This is a genomic window from Bacillus sp. FSL E2-0195, assembly GCF_038003645.1.
GTDB lineage: Bacteria > Bacillota > Bacilli > Bacillales > Bacillaceae_G > Bacillus_A > Bacillus_A mycoides.
In genome coordinates this window covers 766,125-784,277 of the sequence record NZ_JBBOPN010000001.1, presented here as the reverse complement: position 1 = coordinate 784,277, position 18,153 = coordinate 766,125, and the positions used below count along the sequence as shown (strand labels likewise).

The window sequence follows — 18,153 nt, the reverse complement described above, 5'->3', positions numbered from 1 at the left end:
ATGGTGCTACAAGAGCACCATCTTTTTATTTCGATATCATATCAACCCACATCTTTATCGCAGTTCCTACAATTAAAGTAGACAATACGTATTGCAAAACTTTTTGATTCACTCTCTTCCCTACTCTCACTCCAAGAGGAGCGGCAAATAAACTTGCTATCGCAACGATAAGAGCCGGAATAACAACTATTTGTCCAGTAATCACTTTCCCAGTAGTAATTCCTATCGAGGAAATAAAAGTAATAGCGATAGATGTTGCTATTGTTGTACGTATCGGTAGTTTTAAAACAACTAGCATAATCGGTACTAAAAGAAATGCACCACCAGCCCCAATAATGCCGGAAACACTTCCTACAATAAACGCTAGCAAACTAGCGAGCCACTTATTGTACGTAATTCCTTCTGTCCCCTTACGATTGCTTCGCTTCGGTATAAACATCATAATAGACGCAATAGTAGCTAGTAATGTGTAAACAACGTTTACAGCATGCTCATTTAATAGATTCGCACTAAAGCTACCTACAAAGCTTCCTATTAATATACTAGCTCCCATATACACAACTAAAGTTTTATCCATATCGTTACTTTTCCTATACGCCCACGCGCCTGCAAAAGTTGCAAAGAATACTTGAATCGCTGTAATACCACTCACTTCATGTGATGTATATCCAGCAAATCCTAGCAATACTGGAATGTATAAGATCATCGGATAATTAATAATTGCACCGCCAATCCCAACCATTCCTGAAATAAATGACCCTATAAACCCAATAATAAAAAGCAGTACTGTTAAACTCATATTGTATCCCCCGCCTTCTAAAAAGAAGGTGATTTAAATAAATAAATTCACATTCCCATCCGAAGCATCTGCTAAATATGCACCTACTCCTGCAAACTCTACCCCTTCCATAATCTCTTCCTCTTTTAACCCTAATAAATCTACTGTCATTTGACAAGCTACAAGTTTAACTCCCTGTTCTTTCGCCAAATCAATTAAATCTGGTAAAGGCATCGCATTATGTTTTTTCATAATACCTTTAATCATTTTTGGCCCCATACCAGCAAAATTCATTTTTGATAATCCCATCTTATCAGCGCCGCGCGGCATCATTTTTCCAAATACTTTTTCTATGAACGTTTTCTTTACTTTCACATGCTCATCTTTCCTAAGGGCATTTAAGCCCCAGAAAGTATGAAAAATAGTCACCTCTTGATCATACGCCGCTGCACCATTTGCAATAATATAAGCTGCCATCGCCTTATCATAATCTCCACTAAATAAAACAATCGTCGTTTTCTTCTGTTGTTCCATGTTGTTCTCCTCCTAATTACCTATGGGGGTATTTAAAAAATTATGAAATGGCTCAAATTATCTAGCTACACCCGATACTAATTTCCCCTTACAAAGCGTTCATACCGCCTGAAACATTTATAATGCGCTGAAATCCTAATTTCTTTAATACTTTTGCTGCTTGCTTACTTCTCATCCCGCTCTGACAAATAACAATCACTTCCTTATTTTTATCTAATTGATTTGCTCTACTAGCTAACTCATTTAGTGGGATATTCTGAAATCCCTTCATATGATTTCCTCTATATTCACCTACTGTACGAACATCGACAAATTGTTTTCCCTGTTTTCCCACTATACTCTTTAATTCTTTTCCATTTATATTTTGAACACCTTTCACCGGTAAAAAACGCGAAATAACAAACCATGCAGCAAGTACAATGAAAAGCGTACTTAATATTGTATTCATATAACCAACCTCTCCGCCTTTACAAAACTAGTTCTTCACTACGCCTTCTTAATCCAAAACTTCAGTACATCGTCCTCTATATTATGCTTTACTATTTCATGACCGCCTGTTTTTGACCATGCTGGAATATCTTTTACTGATCCTTTATCTGTTACATGTACTTCTAACACTTCTCCAGTTTGTAAAGCATCCATCGCTCTCTTCGTTCTTACAATCGGCATTGGACATGCTAAACCTTTCGCATCTAATACTTGTTTTACATTCATCATCTATTCCTCCAGTTTGTTATTTTATAATGAATCATGAACTGCACAACGATTTGGGCCAATCTCCATTTCACGCTCTTCTTCCACACTCGGATAAATCTTACCCATATTCGTTTGACGAATTTCTTCATAAGCATTCGGCTGAGACGGTAAGTTCTCTGTCACATTTTTACGAAACTCTCCCTCATCAACAATATTTAACCCTACATTCTCCTTAAATAAATCTTGTAAATGCGCACTCACAATGCCTCTGTCGTCCATTTCACTTATTTTTGAATAATGAGCCGGTAAAACAATTAAATCTTGAGACAGTTCCTTATAAAGTTTATATAACGTATTTCGTAAATCACTCACCCAATCTTCAGCCTTCCCAGCAAGATCTGGACGGCCAATTGAATCTACAAATAAAATATCACCTGATAATAAATAGGAATCATCTACAATAAATGATGTACTTCCAATCGTATGCCCCGGTGAGTATAATGCGTCAATTTCAATTTTGGTACCCCCCACCGTAATAACAGATCCTTCAACAAGCGGTTTATATGAGAAAACGACTTCCTCCGCATCTTTTGGAGGTAACCAATACGTACCACCTACTTTTTCAGCTAACCTACGTCCTCCAGAAATATGGTCTGCATGTAAATGTGTATCCATGACATTCGTAATAGTAACACCATGCTCTTCCGCAAAATCTTCATATGCTTCAACCGTTCTGACTGCATCAATAACTGCTGCTTCACCGTTTGAGACGATCATATAAGATAAACAGCCTTTTCCAAGACGGTTAAATTGATATACACTTCCTCCGCCCTGTACATCTCCTACTTTTAACGGCTTTACATATTCACTCCAAGCTTTCATACCACCAGCTAAATAATAAACATCATTGAATCCGGCATGTAACAATTGCTCTGCGACAAACTGCGAAGAACCTTCTTTCGCACATACGACTAAAATTTCTTTCTCCCTCGGCAATTCATCTACAATATGATCTACACCATCTAATAAGTCAAAATACGGTTTATTTATAGAAGAAACTTGTTTCCCTTCAATTTTCCAATCTTCATAGTCCGTTTCATTACGAACATCTAAAATAAACAATTCTCCGAATAAAACTTTCTCTACGACATCTTTTGCTTGTAACAGTTTAACACTCATTCAATTACCCCCTGAGGTATATTTATATTTAAAAAATTTTATTTTTCTATATTTCCTTGCCACTCTAACATACCTGGAATGACATTTTTCACGTTTGAAAAACCTCTCTCTTTCAACACTTGGCAAGCTACATCACTACGGTTACCAGTTCGGCAAACGACATAAATTGGTTTCGCACTGTCTAACATAGCACTATCTAATTCACCTAACGGCACCGAAATTGCGGATGGAATATGACCAAAGACGAATTCCGCTTCTTCACGAACATCTAATACAGTGCACTCTTCACCACTTAATAATATATTTTGCAATTCCCCATTCGTAATTGTATGAGGATACTTCACAACTTCATTTACTTCATGTTCATGGGATTTTCGTACATAATGCTTTAATATATCTCCCTCTTGTTTCGTTCCAATATATTGATGCCCTACTTTATTTGACCAACTTTGTATATCTAACGTCGATCCTTTATCCGTCGCCTCTATTTCAATAACTTGTCCTGATGCCAATCCTTCCATCGCCTTTTTTGTCTTCACAATTGGCATCGGACAAGCCAAGCCTTTACAGTCTAAATTCATATCAACTTTTATTCTCATAATCATTTCCTCCCTAACCATTACACGTATACCCGTATGGGTATAATAAAATGTTTTTGAAAATCTGTCAACACATATGTTTGACAGATTATCGGCTTTTTACAAGTAATTGAACAGCTTCTTTAATTAACTCTTCATTTGAACCATTACCTGTTTCAAACTGCTCGCGCAAACATTGCTCTAAATTTGTTCCAACAACGAGTCCAATTGTACGATCAAGTGCAGAACGGGATGCAGTTAACTGTGTAATAACATCTCGGCAATCTTTTCCCTCTTCCATCATGCGAAGCACACCACGAACTTGACCTTCAATACGTTTCAATCTATTTTTCATATCTTGATTATATTCCACTGTAGATCACCTCCGTAATTATAACTATATTATACATTACTTTGTAACTTTGTATAATATCGTATACCCTTAAGGGTATATTGTAAAGTGGTTTATTTTTTTGAAATCTCCTAGAGTATAGTAAAAATGCAAAAGCCACTGATTTTATTGGCTTTTGCATTTCTCAACTACACTTCTTGGTAGTCCAACTAATTCATTTCATTTACGAATCAAGGAATCAACCGTTTTATTATCCTACTTCTTATAACCTCTTTGTAAAACTATAATCCATTTCTCCACCTAACGCTTCAGGTGTATCACCAGTTTCTCTAAAATCATGTGTATAAATTTGTTCAAATGAACCGAAATCTACTTGCTTATAAAATTCGAAACAAGGGAATCCATCATGTTCTCCTTGAATATCGATACTACCATCCTTGTTCACACATACAGTTAATAAATAGTCCACAGGAGGGGCATACACATTTAACGGATTACTAGCGCTTGCACTCATTTTGAATTGCACACCATCAGAATTCCATGAAATATCCGTACACACAATATTTTCAGTACTCGCTTTTCCTGTTCTTTTATTCACAGAACCATCTGGATTTGTGACCTTCTCTGTCGTAATACCCGTGTTTGCATATGAAAACACTTCTTCTTTATAAAAGTCCACTACTACCTCTTGCTCAACTCTAGAGCGCATAGTATTTACCGCATGTGGTGTAAACTCACGTGAATCACCTTCGAATTGGATTACTTTCCCTGTTTGTACATCCTTCCGCGGTTCTGTCCAAGACACTGGAATAAATACACTGGCTCTAATTTTAACGATATTCGTCATAAGAAACACCCCTGTAATTCTAATTTTATATACTGCATACTATTGAATAAAATAGACCACAATTTCAATCCTAGAACCAATAGCTTTCTCTTTTACGTTTGCTACTTCCTTCTAAAAAATAGCGCTATATTTATATCTAGATTTTCGTTTTAAAGCTATATTCCATTTCTCCAGCTAGTGCTGCTGGGGTATCATCCGTTTCCCTGAAATCATGTGTATATATTAATTCAAATGAACCAAAGTCTATTTGTTTATAAAATTCATAGCAAGGGAAACCATCATGTACACCTTCAACATGCACAGTACCACTTTCATTAACTCGTATAGTCAAAAAATAATCAGCTGCAGGTGCTGCCGCGTTTAACGGATTACTTGCACTTGCTCTCATTTCAAATGAAACTTCTTCTTCACTCCATACAATATTTGTACATGCAATGTTTTCTGTACTTGTTTCTCCTTTTTGATACTCAATTGAGCCATCTGGATTTGTAATTTTCACAGTAACGATACAAGCATCTGCATATGTGAAAATTTCTCTTTTATAAAAATCAACAACCACTTCTTGTTCTAATCTTGAACGCTTTGTGTTCACAGCGTATGGTGTAAATTCACGTGCATCTCCGGCATATTCAAACACTCTTCCCGTCGCAGGATCCTGAATAGGTTTCAGCAAAGCATACGGTGCAAATACACTCCCTCTAATTTTAACGATATTAACCATGTGAAACCTCCATAATTCATTGATTTTATTTAGATAAATCATTATTTGTTCTATTACCATTATATAGTCAATTTGATTGACTATATCCTGTATAGTACAATAGATTCTACTTATAGTCAATTTAATTGACTATAAGCAAGGAGGTTATATACATGGCTCATCAAACACTTAACGAACTAGATCTTACTTCACTTTTATCACTATCCTTCAGTACATTAATTACTGAACTACACGACAAATTAAGTGAATTGGGATTTGAAGATATTAGGCCCGCACACGGTTTTATGTTCAAACGTATCCTTCCTAATGGAGCAACCGGTATAGAACTAGCTGAATATTTAGGGGTTTCAAAACAAGCCATAAGTAAAATGGTAGATTCTCTTGAGAACAGTGGTTATGTCACGCGCCAAACGCATCCTACTGATAAAAGAGGTAAAATTATTGTTTTAACCGAGCGTGGTTTAGCAGTAATGAAAGCAAAAGAAGAAATAGTAGCTGAAATAGAACAACGATGGATTGCAAACATAGGTGCAGAACGAATGCAAATGCTTAAAGAGGATTTAACAACATTCGTTACTAAAGAAAATACAGGAAAATTATCATCGAGCATACGACCTGTTTGGTAAACAAAAACTCCATATAAAAACGAATCCATTTTGAGTAGTCTTTTTCAAAATGGATTCGTTTTTTACAATTTTATTAAAACCTTTGATCCCTTCAAATTTCATTCTAAATATAAAAGATACTATATTTTATGCATTATATAATTTCATAACTCTCTTCACAATCAGCTCCGCCGTATTCTCCTCCGGTGGCATCAACAAGTTTGTAACTGGCCCATACACAACCGGATTTAATTCAACTTCATATCCACCATATGCAAACTCTTCCCTCGTCGATAAATACCCAATATATCCATTCATATATCCACCAAAGAAAGCTAGTTCATTTTGAAGACTCTCTTTTATTTCTAACGCAGTTTCCGAAAAAGGTTCCATCGGTATACCAGAGAACATACCATCATTAACTCGAAACAGTTGAACTTCTAAATCAATACTTAACTGCCGTATATTTTGCTTATATTTCTCTAAAACGATAGTTAACCATTCATCAGTATTCACACCCCACTGCTTCTCAGCTAGTTGAGCCATTTTTTGTATCTCATCAATTTCAGGAATATCCTTCAACTTCATTTGCATGGTACTTGAAACTGTCCTTAAATTTACAATTGGGCTATATGTAACTGTTGGCAACATCGTTAATACATGTCCACTAAGCATGTAAGCCATTTGGTTTAATGCTTCCCTTGAGCCGCGATACTTCGCATTCACATTTCCAGCAGCACCTTGAACGATAATAACTGGGCAGTTTACTATTTTCTCAAGAAGCTCTCTCGTCATCCCGGGATAATCCGCTGACAATACATCACTATCACCTTTTAAAACATTCGGATGAGCCGTACAAAACACTAAAACCCCAGATAACTCCTTCGTTTCAACATCTCTTATTGCTAAAACACCAATTCGTTTATCTACAATACCCTCTATATTTATGCCCATCTTTGCTTTTCCATCAGGTGTCCTCTCTCTTCGGTTTACTCCAATATCACCTGTCGTAACATCCCACCCAACTTCACATGACCGCATATTATTATTCGCAGTAATAGCACCGTGCACTACGTTATTTAATAAAATCGTTTTATACGACTTTATTAAAGGATGATTACCGACCGTTTCCGGACCAGAGTGAGTATGCGTATAAACAACTGTTATTTGCTCAAATGGTACATGAAGCCTACTTGCTACTCGTTCACGAATAATATTCGTATCTTCTACTAACATTCCAATGTTATCAATACTTATAAACACAGTTTTCATTTCATCTTTTTCAAATACAAAAATTGTCCCATAAATGTGCTCTTCAATATTATTAATCCCTGTATCTCTATGATATCCGATAAAATCAATACCTATAGGCGGCGTAATATCCACCTTGCATACCCCTACTTTGCTCATTTGAATCGCTCCATTTCTCTATGTAACTCCCTCTCTTCAAGAATAGCATATTTACCATTTTCAAAATAAAAAGAACGGACAAGAAATTCTATGTCCGTTCTTTCCATCACACATACTTCCGATGCACCATCTTCCCATCATAAGAAAACACAACGCCCTTACTCTCCACAATCGATTCCATATGCACTGTTCTTCCCCATAGCTGATGAAGATACGGTAATACTTTTTCTAAGTATTTTAAATCTAGTTCAATTCCTTCATAGCTATGTTTAATGTACAATTCCCCATTCTTTAAGTAGTCTCCATCTTCTACTACTAAGTACGGGAAACCTCCATTTGTGCGCATATTTACGAGTTGATCGCGTACATGCTCCCATTCTTTATCAATTACTTTATATTCTTTTCCTTGGCGCTGGAATAAGTACATATCTTCTCTCATTACAAGTTTTTTATTTAAATAGTTTCTTAGGAACGATACATCCCATTCAATTTCCCGTACTTCAAAGATTTTGTCACGACCAGAACCAGGTTTCACACCGCGTCGTTTCATTTCTTCTGTCGGGTTGTTATAGCGCTCTTCAATATCTTCGAACATTTTAATACCGAGGTAGTATGGATTAATACTTGTTTTTGATGGCTGTACGACACCTGCGTTAAGCTTCGCGAATTCGATTGCTTCAGAAGATGTTAAGTCCATTTCACGAAGTATGCGTTGATGCCAGAAGGAAGCCCAACCTTCATTCATAATCTTCGTTTCAAGCTGTGGCCAGAAGTATAACATTTCTTCACGCATCATCGTTAATATGTCGCGCTGCCACTCTTCTAGCTCACGGCTATATTCTTCAATAAAGAGGAGTAAATCTTTTTCTGGCTGCGGTGGGATTTTCTTCTTTTTATGCATATTAGGTCGTTCTCTCTTTTTGTTTCGATCATCTAAATTCCATAAATCATCGTACTGTGATATCTTTTTCTTTTCTACATCCTCTTCTAAATCTTCAATACTCCATGCAAGTTTCGGACGCATAAGCGATGGATCAATATGTTCTTGAATGGCAAGTACGGCATCTAAAAATGTTTCTACCTCTTCTCTTCCATACTTATGTTCATACGCCTTCACACGATCTGCTGTCGCTGCCATACTCTCAACCATATCGCGTTTCGTATTAGAAAAACGAATATTATTTTTGAAGAAATCACAATGTGCTAAAACGTGCGCCACGATTAATTTATTTTGAATTAAAGAATTCGTATCTAATAAAAAGGCGTAACATGGATTAGAGTTAATAACGAGTTCATAAATTTTACTAAGTCCTAAATCGTATTGTAATTTCATTCTGAAAAATTGCTTTCCAAAACTCCAATGCGAAAACCTCGTCGGCATCCCATATGCACCAAATGTATAGATAATTTCCGCTGGACATACTTCATAGCGCATCGGATAAAAATCAAGACCAAATCCAGTCGCAATTTCCGTAATTTCAGCAATCGCATATTGCAGCGCTTTATCTTCACTTGCTCTCATTATTTTCCCTCCTTACACTTTCCCTTAAGAAAGTGTATGATAAGGAACAAGCTTTCATGAGGATTGATTGCATAATAAAAAGGCACCCTCTAAAAAAACGAGAATGCCTCTTTCTAATTAACCTTCAATGATCTCCATCTTCTCCGTAATCGGTGTACGAGCTTTTCCTTCTGGTGCTTTATCGAAATAGCCGATATGAAGAATTCCAATGATGCGTTGACCTCTTGTTAAACCAATTCCTTCTATAAATAGTGGATTGTAGTTTAATCCACCTGATTTCCAAACGCACCCTAAGCCGCGTTCCCAAGCAAGTAATTGAAAGTTTTGCATAAATGCACATGTTGCAGCGTAATCTTCGTCACGTTGAATTTGACGCGGATCTTCATTAATGTAAACAACGATTTGAGCAGGTGTGCTTAAGAAACGATCAGATAAAGTTTTGCCGCGTTTTGCTCTTTCTTCTTCTGTGAAAGAGTTTAGTACTGCGTCTACTAATTTCTGACGGCCTTCTCCAATGTATAATTTACAATTCCATGGTTCACGGTGTTTATGATTCGGTGCCCATGTTGCGTCGTTCAATAGTTCAATTAATAGCTCTTTTTCTACTGCTTTATTTGTAAATGTACGAACAGAACGTCTTTCTTTAATAACGTTTGCGATGGAAGTATATGTAGTCATATTTTTCTCTCCCTTATTTTTATCTATATGTATAAATCCGTCATTGATATTGATTTTCAATTTCGATTATAACCTAGTTTTTCACTATTAATCAATGTTTTATGTTGGAAAACCATGAAAAACTTCTTTTTATACTGTGAATAAAAAAACTTAACTTGTTCACAAGTTTTTCACATTTTATGGAAATGATATGTGTAAGTTTTCCACATTACCCATCTAGGAGGAGTTTATATGTACAAGAAAATCGCAGTAAGTATGACTATGGCAGCATTATTGTGCGGGATATCTGTCTTTCCTGCTTCCGCTGCCACGCCAAAAGAAGTAACAATGCACCATCATAAGCCTATTTCAGAAGAAGAAATGCAGTCGCTCGAAAAACTCGGCTATAATAAACATGAAATTTGGAAAGCTGCCCACATTGCAAGAATAAGTAAAAAAGAAATTAAGGACGTTTTAGCTTACTATAAGCAAAATAAATCTTGGGAGAAAACAGCCGAGCATTTCGGTGTAGACCCAAGTAAATTGAAAAAGCATCATATGAATAAAGAAACGAAAAAAGCACTACTGCAAAAATTAGCAAATATGCAAAAGTCCACACCAGATGGACTGAAACAAAAAATGAAAGAATATAACATCGGCTTACGCCAACTTACCGTGTTAACAATCATCTCTCAAAAAAGTAATACCCCTCTTGACGATGTACTAAAAATGAAAAAAGATGGGATGGATATTAAACAAATTGCGGAAAAATTAAATGTTAAAAAAGAAGATATACGGGCAGAAATGATTAAATTAGTGAAGTCTATTAAAGAATAGAAAACAAATTAGCCTGTCAAAAAGGAAGAGATATTCAATACTCTTCCTTTTCTTTATCCCGCTATTTCTGGGTAGTAAAACTCCCACCTCAAAATTCGGCTGGAGCAAAGAAGTTAGGTGGGAGTCGTGCTGCCCGTAAAATCCCGATTATTAGCCTTCACCTTATGAACTTTCAATTTTCAAGTATAAATTCCCGTCTTTCCCAAAAACTAACACAAGTAAATGATGTGTGTAAGGGGTGAGGAAATGTTCCGTGTATCATCTAAAAAGAAGAAAAAAGCACTCTGTTCTATTCCGGAGTTTATCCACACTATGAAAGAATCCAGTGATTTCGTGTCTTATAACGTAGTAGACGATGGAACATTGTGTTTGTTTTATTATAAATCTACAGCTGAATCACTCCTCATTAATCGATTCATTTTAACACCTATTAAAAGAGAATTAGATCACATTGAAAATATAAGTGATATAGCAAATATCGTCACACTTGAGGAGATTATCACTGGCCCTACTATTGATGATATTCGTGAAAAATTATTAAGTGGGTATGTACTTATTCAGCTAAAAAATGATTCTCACTCAGCAGAATATGCACTTATTCGTGCTGAAAGTTCAGTTTTAGGTACAAGGTTATATAACGATACAGAGAATGAATATAGTGTCATCGGTCCAAAAGTCGGCTTCGTTGAGAATATCGATACAAATATACACTTACTTCGGCGAAATATCGTAACAGAACAATTAGTTTTCAAAGAAGTTATAGTTGGTTCTATATCAAAAACAAAGGTCGTAGTTGCTTACATCGAAGGCATTACAAATGATCAGCACGTCAATACTGCAATGCAGCGCCTACAAGGCATTGACTTTGATGTTCCTTTCGATGCGACTATGATCGAACAATTTATTAGCGATAATAGTAACTCTCCCTTCCCTGTTTTACTACCTACAGAGCGCTTAGATCGTTCTGTTTATGCACTCATTAATGGTGGTGTTGTCATTTTAACAGATGGTTCACCATACGCATTAGCTGGACCGGCGACATTACTCGATTTCTTCGTATCTCCAGAAGATTATTATTTACCATGGATAGCAGGCTCATTTCTTAGATTGGTTCGTTTTTTCGGAGCAGCATTCTCTCTATTTTCATCAGCTATTTATACAGCTGTATTAACGTATCACTATCAAATGATTCCTGCGGATTTACTAGGTCCGATTATTTTTTCAAGAGCTAATGTACCCTTTCCGCCCATTTTAGAAGCACTTTTTTTAGAAATCACAATCGAATTGCTCCGTGAAGCTGGAGCACGATTACCTACAAAAGTTGGACAAACAATCGGCATCGTTGGCGGGATTGTAATTGGCCAAGCATCTGTTCAGGCTGCTTTAACGAGTACCATTTTATTAATTGCAGTTGCTTTATCAGCACTCGCTTCTTTTACAACACCAACTGTAAAAATGTCTTCTACTATCCGGATACTACGATTTCCACTTATTCTTTTAGCTGGTGCATTTGGGGGCTTAGGTCTCATTGTAGGATTCGTATTCATATTAGCTCATTTAATTCGCTTAAAATCACTTGGATCACCTTATTTATTACCTTTATATCCATTTCGCGGTTTAGGGACAGCAGAGGGGCTCCTTCGCCTGCCATTTAGTCAAACTGCTGGACGTTCCTCTTTTCTAAGACCAAAAAAGAAATGGCGCTATGATCCAAACAAAGCGAAAGAAAAACATGATGGTGAAGAGAAATGAAAAATACTTTATTATGCTTTTCCATTATCACTTTAATTTTCCAATCCGGCTGTACACAACCGAATATAGTAGACACACAGCGAATGATTCATGTAGGTGGATTTGATATAACGAAAGACAAACAATTTCGCGGGACGATTTTATATCCCGATTACACAAAAGGCGTTCAATCAAAACCAGAAACTCAGTCAACTACTGCTGGCACGATTGAAACAATATCTTCACGACTAAATGCAAAATCGCCTCATACTATCGCTGTCGGTCAAATGCGTGTTGTGCTTTTTGGAAAATCCATTGGCGAACATGGAATTGGCGATATTATAAATAATTTGCAACGTGATCCTAATATTGGTCGAGATGTTCAACTAGCACTGGTAGACGGTTCTACAGAAAAACTGCTCAAACATATTAAAACAAATGGATCACTCTATCTGTCTGACTTACTGGAGCAAAACATAGAAGCCGAAACGATTCCACGGACTGCTTTAAATATTTTTTTATATAACTTTTATTCATCAGGATGCGATCCATTTCTTCCTTATATTGAAATTGATGAAGACAAGTCTGCTTCCATTAAAGGACTCGCTTTTTTAAAAAAGGATAAAGTGGTTATGTACACAGATAAAAAAGGATCTTTTTTATTGAAATTACTCCTTAATCCAACTACAAATGGTCGTTATGAAGTTCCAATACAGCAAGGTAACCATAAAGGATTAATTGCCACTCAAAACTTATCTGGAAAGAGCGTTTGTTACCTTTCCGATACTGGTGACATTCCGAAAGTTAACATCCACTTAAAATTAAATGGACTCATAAAAAGCGCTCCAAACTGGCTTGATTTAGCGAAAAACGAAAACATAACTTACATAAAAAAACATGTAGAAAAAACAGTTGAGAAACATTTAAACGAATTAATAAAACAATTCCAAGAAAAAGAGGTCGATCCGATAGGGATACGGGAAGAAATTCGTAGTCATTCAAGAAAATGGACTATAAAACAAATTCAAGAAATGTACCCTAATGTAGATGTTGCTGTTCACGTACAAATCAATGTTGTGCAATCTGGTATCGGAGAATAGTGAGGTGTTACAATGGCTGAGCAAAATAAAACAATGACTGTTTCCCCTTATTTCACATTTCTTTTATTACACTCTCTTCAAATTGGAGTAGGCGTGTTAGGATACCAACGAGTTATTGCACAATATGCTGGTTATGATTCTTGGATTTCCCTTATTGTTGCGGGTGTCTTAACTCATATCGTACTGTTTTGTATGTTAAAAATGTTAGATAAAGACAATGATTTGATGACCATTCATACGACATGTTTCGGAAAATGGATTGGAACCTTTTTGTCTATGTGCTTTGCTGCATATCTTCTGTTATTTTGCCTTACTGTGCTTCGTACATATATCGAAGTCATTCAAGTATGGGTCTTTCCTACAATTAAACCATGGAAATTAACATTATTATTTTTACTCGTGACGTATTACGTAATAAAAGGTGGCTTCCGCTCTGTAACAGGAATGTGTTTTTGGGGAGTCGTAATACCGATTTTCGTACTATTCTTCTTAGTTTTCCCTATGAAATACGCACATGTCCGTAATATTTTACCTATTTTCACCCATTCACCTGCAGACATTCTATATTCAGCGAAAGCATCTGCATTAGAGTTTCTTGGATTTGAAGCAATCCTTATCTTTTACCCACTTATTAAAAAGGGAAAATCGCTACATAAATGGGCACATGGCGGGATTGCTTTCACAACTATTTTATATGTAGTACTAGCAATCGTTTCCCTTATGTACTATAGTCAGGGCCAACTGCATCATACAATTTGGCCTACTTTAACAATGCTAAAAATTATTAAAGTCCCATTCATTCAGCGATTTGAATACATTATTATTTTCATCTGGTTTCTTATTATTTTACCTAATCTTTGTTTAACCATTTGGTCTTCTTGTCGTATTAGTAAATACTCTTTTCACATACCATTTAACATTACATTGCCATTGTTTATCGCGACTATATTTGTTTCATCTTTGTTTTTCACAAACAGGGAAAGCATCAATACATTAAATACCGTACTATCTCAGGCTGGATTGTATATTGTATACGCTTATATCCCAATCTTATTTCTATTCCATTCACTACGATGGCGCTTCAAAAATCAGTCGAAAAAATCTTCACCCGACACACCATAATCTCTGATACAATTTTATTAATACATTTGTAAAGGGGACAAGCGAATGAAAAAGTATGTATTTTCTTTACTTGTAGTACTGAGCTTAATTCTTACTGGATGCGGGAGTACTGGTACAAATGAAAAAAAATCTTCTGAATCAAAAGAAGAGCATGACCACGCATCACATACTCAGCAAGCTGATATTCAAGAAAAGACAAAAGGAGTCGACACACTCCCTACCTTCCTAGACAAGCTTGATCCGCAAATGAAAGATATCTACACTGTCGCTGGACAAAATGCAGAGCTATTAGATTGGATTCCATGTTACTGCGGTTGCGGTGAGAGTGTAGGACATAAAAACAATAAAAACTGCTTTATTCGTGAAATTAAAAAGAATGGTGAAGTTGTTTGGGATTCCCACGCAACAACTTGTGTCAACTGCCTAGAAATCGCGGTTGAATCGGCTTCCATGAAACAAAAAGGAAAATCAACGCTCGAAATTCGTAACTATATCGACAATAAATACAAAGAAGGGTATGGCAAGCCAACACCTACGCCAATGCCAAAAGCATAAAAACGAGGAAATCCCTCGTTTTTCTCTTTTCATTCACCTTTTTTCTTAACAAATTCTTTCAAGTGTATTTCTCCTTACTTGTCACACACTATATATAACTCCTCGGTAAGGAGGGTACACAGTGCAAACATATAACGACTATGATAAAGCTCTCTATTACACGTATTGCTGTAATTGGGATAAATTACTCGTTCTCATGGTTCAAACGAACGATCAATTATTTTCTAAGCGTATTGAGCATTTTTTACACGCTTATCAATACAGTAAAGAACTACCAGAAGTTGATAAACAATTGCAGCTCCTATTTCAATATATTGACCACGCATCCCAAAAGTCACATGTAGAAGAAGTAGAGCAAATTCAAATGTAAAATATAGCGCTATTCTCTCTTAGAGAATGGCGCTTTTTTGAACATTTTTATATCAATAAAAGTTTCCTTTTACAAAACTTTTATTGATAAACATATTTTCTCTTTCTTTTCTGTACTACTTCATACTATAATTTAGTATGTAACTATTATAAGTGAGGTATAAAATATGGGACGAGAAAAAAAGCAAGAGTATGCTTTATTTACTGCATGGGGAGCTTCTTTTATTGCTACGCTAGGTAGCCTATACTTTTCCGAAATCATGAAATTTGAGCCTTGTGTCCTTTGCTGGTATCAACGTATCTTTATGTATCCATTCGTTTTATGGCTCGGCATTGCTATAATAAAAAAAGATTATCGCATTGCAAGTTATTCCTTACCAATTGCAAGTATTGGTGCTTGTATTTCTTTATATCATTATGCAATTCAAAAACTTTCAGCACTATCAGCTGCAGGAGCAGCTTGCGGACGCGTACCTTGTACGGGAGAATACATAAACTGGTTCGGCTTTGTGACAATCCCGTTTTTAGCTCTTATTGGCTTTATCACAATCGCTATTTGCAGCTTTATTGTAATTAAAAACAAATAAGGAGATGAAAGAATGAAAAAAATGCTTATATTTGGCGGTATTATTATCGCCTTGTTTGCAGCAATTTTCGCTGTAACACAAATGGAAGAAAAAAATGCTTCAACGAGCCAGAAAATTGATAATGCTACTAGTCAATCAGATGGTCCTGACTACTACACAAACAAAATTTCTCTTTCAGATCTCCAAAAGAATTTAAAAGAGAAAAAAGAAGAAACAGTATACTTTTATCAAACATCTTGTGTTCATTGCCAAAAATTATCTCCTATTGTAGTACCAATGGCTAAAGACTTAAATGTTGATATGAAAGTGATGGATATTGAAAAATTAGATGCTCCTTGGGATGAATATAAAATTAAAGGAACTCCAACAATCATTCATTTTAAAGATGGTAAAGAAGTGAGCCGTATTAGCGGTGAACAACCGAAAGATAAATTAAAAGAATGGCTTGAGCAAACGAAGCAGTAATGAGAAAAGGAAACTCCTTCTACACATGAAATGGGCGTAAAATCCCACACTAATGTATAAGGAGGGGGTTTTATGCCAGAAGTGAAATGCTCTGTTTCCAATTGCTCATTTTGGGGACAAGGTAATTTTTGTAAAGCAAGTGCAATCGTTGTTCAACCTGATGCACAAGAAGCAGGTCAAATTGAAAACAGTTCGTATACAAGCGCTACTTTAACAAACGAGACGCTTGAAAGTTCTGTAACAACGAGTGTAAAAACGTGTTGTCATACATTTAAACCGAAATATTAACACTTATTCCACCTCATATACGTGAGGTGGTTTTTCTTCTTCTCTTCTTGTTTACGTAACCTTTAATTCTCCCTATAATAAAATTAAAAGTTTTTTATGAATATGAAGGTGGAATACTATGGCTAAAACAATTGTAGATATCGCCAAATTAGCTGGGGTTGCAAAAAGTACTGTCTCTCGTTACTTAAATGGTGGCTATGTAAGTAATAAAACAAAAAAGAAAATTGAAGGTATTATTCAAGAAACGAATTTCTCTCCAAATACATTTGCGCAAAGTTTAAAAGCGAAAACAACAAATTTAATTGGCGTTATTATCCCCCGATTAGACTCCTTTGCTACAACAAAAACACTTATTGGTATTGATAATGCTTTACAGGAAAATAACTATCAGATGCTTGTTGCAAATGCGAATCAAAAAATTGAAACAGAAATTCAAGCAATGGAAAACTTTATAAAGCAAAAAGTAGCTGGTATAATTTTATTAACAAAAACTTTAACAAACGAGCATAAACACATCATCGCTAATTCTACTACCCCTATTTTATTTGTTGGTCAAGAATATGAGAATCAATATTGCCTCGTTCACGATGATTTTGACGCTGCTTATGAGCTAGGAGCATACGTATTATCACAAGGACACCGCCATATCGCTTATTTAGGAGTAGAAAAAGATGATATTTCTGTTGGTGTAAATCGAAAAAATGGTTTTCAAAAAGCCATTGAAAATTTAGAACCTACTTGCATCGCTTCTTACTACGAAACAACTTTCAAAATAGAAGATGCGATGAAACAAGTACAACATATTTTAGATAACAACCGTCCTACTATTATCGTATGTGCTACAGATAATATCGCTCTTGGAGCCATGAAAGTAATTCATTCTAACCACCTTTCCATACCAAATCATATATCTGTAGTAGGATTCGGTGGATATGATATTTCTGAAATGGTACACCCTAGCTTAACGACAATCGCATTTGACTATGAGCATGCTGGTAAGCTTGCTGCTACTTCCCTTTCGCAGCTTGTTGAAAATAAAACAATCCCTAAAATATTACATTCTCGCTATACATTAAAAATTCAAGAAAGCGTTGACAAAATTTAAAGGCGCTTTATAATAAAATTAAAACCGGTTCCATATTTAAAAAACAGGATTTTCACATCACGTCCCTGTTTTTTATTTTAACCAAAAACGGAACCGGTTCCACAAACTCGAAGTA

At 35.8% G+C, this 18,153-nt stretch carries 23 protein-coding genes; 11 read left to right on the top strand and 12 right to left on the bottom strand.

Features of this window, described 5'->3' with window-relative positions; translation table 11 throughout:
• Nucleotides 1-25: 25 nt before the first annotated feature.
• From MHH59_RS04025 to MHH59_RS03985, 9 genes are all read right to left on the bottom strand, one after another.
• Nucleotides 26-799, bottom strand: a complete 774-nt coding sequence (locus MHH59_RS04025; protein WP_002169110.1) for a sulfite exporter TauE/SafE family protein — start codon at nucleotides 797-799, stop codon at nucleotides 26-28.
• Nucleotides 800-832: 33 nt separating this feature from the next.
• Entirely contained in the window at nucleotides 833-1,312 is a 480-nt protein-coding gene (locus MHH59_RS04020) for a DsrE/DsrF/DrsH-like family protein (RefSeq protein ID WP_002029908.1), read from the bottom strand.
• Nucleotides 1,313-1,400: 88 nt separating this feature from the next.
• Nucleotides 1,401-1,760, bottom strand: a complete 360-nt coding sequence (locus MHH59_RS04015) for a rhodanese-like domain-containing protein (RefSeq protein ID WP_002169111.1) — start codon at nucleotides 1,758-1,760, stop codon at nucleotides 1,401-1,403.
• A gap of 38 nt (nucleotides 1,761-1,798) precedes the next feature.
• The gene (locus tag MHH59_RS04010; protein ID WP_002125390.1) at nucleotides 1,799-2,029 is read right to left on the bottom strand and encodes a sulfurtransferase TusA family protein; all 231 of its coding nucleotides are present in this window, start codon (nucleotides 2,027-2,029) and stop codon (nucleotides 1,799-1,801) included.
• A 21-nt stretch (nucleotides 2,030-2,050) separates the two neighbouring features.
• Nucleotides 2,051-3,187 (bottom strand): MBL fold metallo-hydrolase, encoded by a 1,137-nt coding sequence (locus MHH59_RS04005; protein ID WP_002188384.1) that lies wholly within the window; start codon nucleotides 3,185-3,187, stop codon nucleotides 2,051-2,053.
• Nucleotides 3,188-3,225: 38 nt separating this feature from the next.
• Nucleotides 3,226-3,786, bottom strand: coding sequence for a sulfurtransferase TusA family protein (locus tag MHH59_RS04000; RefSeq protein WP_340850844.1), 561 nt, complete (start codon nucleotides 3,784-3,786; stop codon nucleotides 3,226-3,228).
• Nucleotides 3,787-3,874: 88 nt separating this feature from the next.
• On the bottom strand, nucleotides 3,875-4,138 hold the full coding sequence (locus MHH59_RS03995) for a metal-sensitive transcriptional regulator (protein ID WP_000456201.1): 264 nt from the start codon (nucleotides 4,136-4,138) through the stop codon (nucleotides 3,875-3,877).
• A 241-nt stretch (nucleotides 4,139-4,379) separates the two neighbouring features.
• The gene (locus MHH59_RS03990; RefSeq protein ID WP_002169114.1) at nucleotides 4,380-4,964 is read right to left on the bottom strand and encodes a DUF3238 domain-containing protein; all 585 of its coding nucleotides are present in this window, start codon (nucleotides 4,962-4,964) and stop codon (nucleotides 4,380-4,382) included.
• A gap of 136 nt (nucleotides 4,965-5,100) precedes the next feature.
• Nucleotides 5,101-5,685, bottom strand: a complete 585-nt coding sequence (locus MHH59_RS03985) for a DUF3238 domain-containing protein (RefSeq protein ID WP_002186729.1) — start codon at nucleotides 5,683-5,685, stop codon at nucleotides 5,101-5,103.
• A 152-nt stretch (nucleotides 5,686-5,837) separates the two neighbouring features.
• On the opposite strand from MHH59_RS03985, the gene MHH59_RS03980 reads away from it, so the two are divergent.
• Nucleotides 5,838-6,311, top strand: coding sequence for a MarR family winged helix-turn-helix transcriptional regulator (locus MHH59_RS03980; RefSeq protein ID WP_002186730.1), 474 nt, complete (start codon nucleotides 5,838-5,840; stop codon nucleotides 6,309-6,311).
• Nucleotides 6,312-6,437: 126 nt separating this feature from the next.
• Here MHH59_RS03980 and MHH59_RS03975 read toward each other — a convergent pair whose 3' ends face one another.
• From MHH59_RS03975 to MHH59_RS03965, 3 genes are all read right to left on the bottom strand, one after another.
• Nucleotides 6,438-7,700: a neutral/alkaline non-lysosomal ceramidase N-terminal domain-containing protein gene (locus MHH59_RS03975; RefSeq protein WP_002169116.1), complete on the bottom strand. Its 1,263-nt coding sequence runs from the start codon at nucleotides 7,698-7,700 to the stop codon at nucleotides 6,438-6,440.
• A 106-nt stretch (nucleotides 7,701-7,806) separates the two neighbouring features.
• Entirely contained in the window at nucleotides 7,807-9,222 is a 1,416-nt protein-coding gene (gene spoVR / locus MHH59_RS03970; RefSeq protein WP_016101765.1) for a stage V sporulation protein SpoVR, read from the bottom strand.
• Nucleotides 9,223-9,339: 117 nt separating this feature from the next.
• The gene (locus MHH59_RS03965; RefSeq protein ID WP_002125380.1) at nucleotides 9,340-9,900 is read right to left on the bottom strand and encodes a nitroreductase family protein; all 561 of its coding nucleotides are present in this window, start codon (nucleotides 9,898-9,900) and stop codon (nucleotides 9,340-9,342) included.
• Nucleotides 9,901-10,131: 231 nt separating this feature from the next.
• On the opposite strand from MHH59_RS03965, the gene MHH59_RS03960 reads away from it, so the two are divergent.
• The 10 genes from MHH59_RS03960 (at nucleotide 10,132) to MHH59_RS03915 (ending at nucleotide 18,038) form a co-directional block, all read left to right on the top strand.
• Complete coding sequence (locus MHH59_RS03960) at nucleotides 10,132-10,716, top strand: hypothetical protein (protein ID WP_078178476.1); 585 nt, start codon at nucleotides 10,132-10,134, stop codon at nucleotides 10,714-10,716.
• A 246-nt stretch (nucleotides 10,717-10,962) separates the two neighbouring features.
• Nucleotides 10,963-12,468 (top strand): spore germination protein, encoded by a 1,506-nt coding sequence (locus tag MHH59_RS03955; RefSeq protein ID WP_078178475.1) that lies wholly within the window; start codon nucleotides 10,963-10,965, stop codon nucleotides 12,466-12,468.
• On the top strand, nucleotides 12,465-13,547 hold the full coding sequence (gene gerYC / locus MHH59_RS03950) for a spore germination protein GerYC (protein WP_000799216.1): 1,083 nt from the start codon (nucleotides 12,465-12,467) through the stop codon (nucleotides 13,545-13,547). Before MHH59_RS03955 ends, gerYC begins: the two co-directional genes overlap by 4 nt.
• A 12-nt stretch (nucleotides 13,548-13,559) precedes the next feature.
• Complete coding sequence (locus MHH59_RS03945; RefSeq protein WP_000840531.1) at nucleotides 13,560-14,669, top strand: GerAB/ArcD/ProY family transporter; 1,110 nt, start codon at nucleotides 13,560-13,562, stop codon at nucleotides 14,667-14,669.
• A 45-nt stretch (nucleotides 14,670-14,714) separates the two neighbouring features.
• Nucleotides 14,715-15,224 carry a PCYCGC motif-containing (lipo)protein gene (locus MHH59_RS03940; RefSeq protein ID WP_002203372.1) on the top strand — a complete coding sequence of 170 codons (510 nt, stop codon included), beginning with the start codon at nucleotides 14,715-14,717 and terminating at the stop codon, nucleotides 15,222-15,224.
• 121 nt (nucleotides 15,225-15,345) lie between these two features.
• The gene (locus tag MHH59_RS03935) at nucleotides 15,346-15,594 is read left to right on the top strand and encodes a YhdB family protein (protein WP_001195459.1); all 249 of its coding nucleotides are present in this window, start codon (nucleotides 15,346-15,348) and stop codon (nucleotides 15,592-15,594) included.
• Nucleotides 15,595-15,760: 166 nt separating this feature from the next.
• On the top strand, nucleotides 15,761-16,180 hold the full coding sequence (locus tag MHH59_RS03930) for a disulfide formation protein C (protein WP_098632422.1): 420 nt from the start codon (nucleotides 15,761-15,763) through the stop codon (nucleotides 16,178-16,180).
• Nucleotides 16,181-16,192: 12 nt separating this feature from the next.
• The gene (locus MHH59_RS03925; protein WP_098632423.1) at nucleotides 16,193-16,645 is read left to right on the top strand and encodes a thioredoxin family protein; all 453 of its coding nucleotides are present in this window, start codon (nucleotides 16,193-16,195) and stop codon (nucleotides 16,643-16,645) included.
• Nucleotides 16,646-16,717: 72 nt separating this feature from the next.
• Nucleotides 16,718-16,933: a DUF1540 domain-containing protein gene (locus MHH59_RS03920; RefSeq protein WP_340850842.1), complete on the top strand. Its 216-nt coding sequence runs from the start codon at nucleotides 16,718-16,720 to the stop codon at nucleotides 16,931-16,933.
• A 118-nt stretch (nucleotides 16,934-17,051) separates the two neighbouring features.
• Complete coding sequence (locus MHH59_RS03915) at nucleotides 17,052-18,038, top strand: LacI family DNA-binding transcriptional regulator (RefSeq protein WP_098632425.1); 987 nt, start codon at nucleotides 17,052-17,054, stop codon at nucleotides 18,036-18,038.
• Nucleotides 18,039-18,153 lie beyond the last annotated feature (115 nt).

Coding starts and splice junctions, on each gene's coding strand:
- MHH59_RS04025 (WP_002169110.1), bottom strand. CDS start 799: ATGAGTTTAACAGTACTGCTTTTTATTATTGGGTTTATAGGGTCATTT.
- MHH59_RS04020 (WP_002029908.1), bottom strand. CDS start 1,312: ATGGAACAACAGAAGAAAACGACGATTGTTTTATTTAGTGGAGATTAT.
- MHH59_RS04015 (WP_002169111.1), bottom strand. CDS start 1,760: ATGAATACAATATTAAGTACGCTTTTCATTGTACTTGCTGCATGGTTT.
- MHH59_RS04010 (WP_002125390.1), bottom strand. CDS start 2,029: ATGATGAATGTAAAACAAGTATTAGATGCGAAAGGTTTAGCATGTCCA.
- MHH59_RS04005 (WP_002188384.1), bottom strand. CDS start 3,187: ATGAGTGTTAAACTGTTACAAGCAAAAGATGTCGTAGAGAAAGTTTTA.
- MHH59_RS04000 (WP_340850844.1), bottom strand. CDS start 3,786: ATGAGAATAAAAGTTGATATGAATTTAGACTGTAAAGGCTTGGCTTGT.
- MHH59_RS03990 (WP_002169114.1), bottom strand. CDS start 4,964: ATGACGAATATCGTTAAAATTAGAGCCAGTGTATTTATTCCAGTGTCT.
- MHH59_RS03985 (WP_002186729.1), bottom strand. CDS start 5,685: ATGGTTAATATCGTTAAAATTAGAGGGAGTGTATTTGCACCGTATGCT.
- MHH59_RS03980 (WP_002186730.1), top strand. CDS start 5,838: ATGGCTCATCAAACACTTAACGAACTAGATCTTACTTCACTTTTATCA.
- MHH59_RS03975 (WP_002169116.1), bottom strand. CDS start 7,700: ATGAGCAAAGTAGGGGTATGCAAGGTGGATATTACGCCGCCTATAGGT.
- spoVR (WP_016101765.1), bottom strand. CDS start 9,222: ATGAGAGCAAGTGAAGATAAAGCGCTGCAATATGCGATTGCTGAAATT.
- MHH59_RS03965 (WP_002125380.1), bottom strand. CDS start 9,900: ATGACTACATATACTTCCATCGCAAACGTTATTAAAGAAAGACGTTCT.
- MHH59_RS03960 (WP_078178476.1), top strand. CDS start 10,132: ATGTACAAGAAAATCGCAGTAAGTATGACTATGGCAGCATTATTGTGC.
- MHH59_RS03955 (WP_078178475.1), top strand. CDS start 10,963: ATGTTCCGTGTATCATCTAAAAAGAAGAAAAAAGCACTCTGTTCTATT.
- gerYC (WP_000799216.1), top strand. CDS start 12,465: ATGAAAAATACTTTATTATGCTTTTCCATTATCACTTTAATTTTCCAA.
- MHH59_RS03945 (WP_000840531.1), top strand. CDS start 13,560: ATGGCTGAGCAAAATAAAACAATGACTGTTTCCCCTTATTTCACATTT.
- MHH59_RS03940 (WP_002203372.1), top strand. CDS start 14,715: ATGAAAAAGTATGTATTTTCTTTACTTGTAGTACTGAGCTTAATTCTT.
- MHH59_RS03930 (WP_098632422.1), top strand. CDS start 15,761: ATGGGACGAGAAAAAAAGCAAGAGTATGCTTTATTTACTGCATGGGGA.
- MHH59_RS03925 (WP_098632423.1), top strand. CDS start 16,193: ATGAAAAAAATGCTTATATTTGGCGGTATTATTATCGCCTTGTTTGCA.
- MHH59_RS03920 (WP_340850842.1), top strand. CDS start 16,718: ATGCCAGAAGTGAAATGCTCTGTTTCCAATTGCTCATTTTGGGGACAA.
- MHH59_RS03915 (WP_098632425.1), top strand. CDS start 17,052: ATGGCTAAAACAATTGTAGATATCGCCAAATTAGCTGGGGTTGCAAAA.